This window comes from Anaerolineales bacterium (assembly GCA_022866145.1).
Taxonomy (GTDB): domain Bacteria; phylum Chloroflexota; class Anaerolineae; order Anaerolineales; family E44-bin32; genus PFL42.
In genome coordinates, this window is record JALHUE010000448.1 from 1 (window position 1) to 1,629 (window position 1,629).

General features: G+C 66.5%; 3 protein-coding genes. All 3 read left to right on the plus strand.

Features of this window, described 5'->3' with window-relative positions:
• The coding region (locus MUO23_13275) for an aldehyde dehydrogenase family protein (protein MCJ7513920.1) at nucleotides 1-367 on the plus strand (367 nt) is incomplete at its 5' end.
• A 237-nt stretch (nucleotides 368-604) separates the two neighbouring features.
• The gene (locus MUO23_13280; GenBank protein ID MCJ7513921.1) at nucleotides 605-1,054 is read left to right on the plus strand and encodes a hypothetical protein; all 450 of its coding nucleotides are present in this window, start codon (nucleotides 605-607) and stop codon (nucleotides 1,052-1,054) included.
• 326 nt (nucleotides 1,055-1,380) lie between these two features.
• Nucleotides 1,381-1,629 (plus strand): LLM class flavin-dependent oxidoreductase (locus tag MUO23_13285; GenBank protein MCJ7513922.1); only part of this gene is annotated, 249 nt, incomplete at its 3' end.

A 1,629-nucleotide genomic window follows, 5' to 3' on the forward strand; every position in this document is an offset into this window, starting at 1 on the left:
CTGTACGCCGACTTTCGTCGCCGATCTGCCACTCGAGCACCATTTGTGGCAGCAGGAGATGTTCCTGCCAATCACCACGCTGGCCGCGGTCGACCATCTCGATCAGGCGATGTCGCTGGCCAACAACGTCAACTACGGCCTGACGGCCGGTTTCTACGGATCGGAGAAGGAAGCCGAGTGGTTCTTCGACAAGATCGAGGCCGGTGTGACCTACGCCAACCGGCCGCAGGGCGCCACCACCGGCGCTTGGCCTGGCTTCCAGCCGTTCGGCGGGTGGAAGGGATCAGGTTCTTCGGGGAAGAACGCCGGCGGGTTGTACTATCTGCCGCTCTACATGCACGAGCAGATCCACACTTTCGTGCGCTAGGGCCGCGAGCCTGGCTCCTGCCTGTGAGCCGGAGCCAGCCGCAGGAGCCGGTGGCGTGCAGTTGCGACATTGGCATGCCTATCCCCCGATGCGTAAACATCGGCAGGCGACTCCGGACCCGCGTGTGGCGGCACAACCCGCGCCCTCCGACATCGGCACTGGCACGACAGGTCTGGGGGAGGGGGACGCACCTAACGGGTTTGACACGTCAATGACAGCTCAGGGCGGAGGAGCAACATGAACACGAAGAACCTGCTGATCGCCAGCCTTGTCGGTGGTCTGACCATCACCCTGCTGGCCAATGTTCCGATCCTCAATTTCATCAACTGCCTGCTGTGCGCCGGATTCTGGGGTGGCGCCATCCTGGCAGTCTGGCTGTACAAGCGCCTGACCGGGAGCGTCACCCTAGGACAGGGCGTGGCGGTAGGCACCCTGGCCGGCGTATTGGCCGGGACCTTTGGCTTCCTGTTGAGCTTCGCGGGATTGGCTGGGGCGCAGGCACTGGTGAACAGCTACTCCCAGTTCCTGCCACCTGAGGCAGCCATGGAACCGGCCCTCTCCGGATCGATGTCGATCCTGTTCAACCTGCTGGGCGTCGTTACCAACATCGTGTTCGGCGCCATCGGCGGTCTGATCGGGGGCGCGATCTTCAAGCCACGCGCCCCTGCCTCCTTGCCACCCGGCTAGCTCTACCTGCGGCCGAGACGGATGGGCCGCAGGCCCACCCGTCCAAGGGACCTGCCGTTGCAGGCGCGCCCCCTGTGCGCCCCCTGGCCCTCTCAGTGGGTCGAGGCCGGAGCCGCGCAGGGAAACGGGGCGCCAGGCGAAGCCTGTATCGGGACGACCCGCCCGCGGCTGAGGGCAGGCGCCTGGGACCCTGGGTCAGCCGCACAGTTCGGCCAGACCTGACTCCCACCCATGCGCTCCCCGCGGTTCGCACCGCGGCCGGCTGGCCTGGGGCGGGAATGAACTCCATCGCCCCCCGCACTGTCCCGCCAGCAGAAGGAGGCAGGATGCAGATCGGCGTCGTGTTCCCACAGACGGAGTTCCCTCCCGATCCAGGCGCAGTGCGCGCTTACGCCCAGGCCGCCGAGGACCTGGGCTACTCGCACATCGTTGCCTACGACCATGTTCTTGGCGCCAACCCGGACCGCCCGGGCGGGTGGAGCGGTCCGTACACTCACCAGTCCTCCTTCCTTGAGCCGTTCACGCTGTTCAGCTACCTGGCCGGCGCGACGACCCGCATCGGATTCGCGCCCGGC

What these genes read in the sequence shown, in the direction of transcription:
- MUO23_13280 (MCJ7513921.1), top strand. Translation starts at nt 605, where the DNA reads ATGAACACGAAGAACCTGCTGATCGCCAGCCTTGTCGGTGGTCTGACC.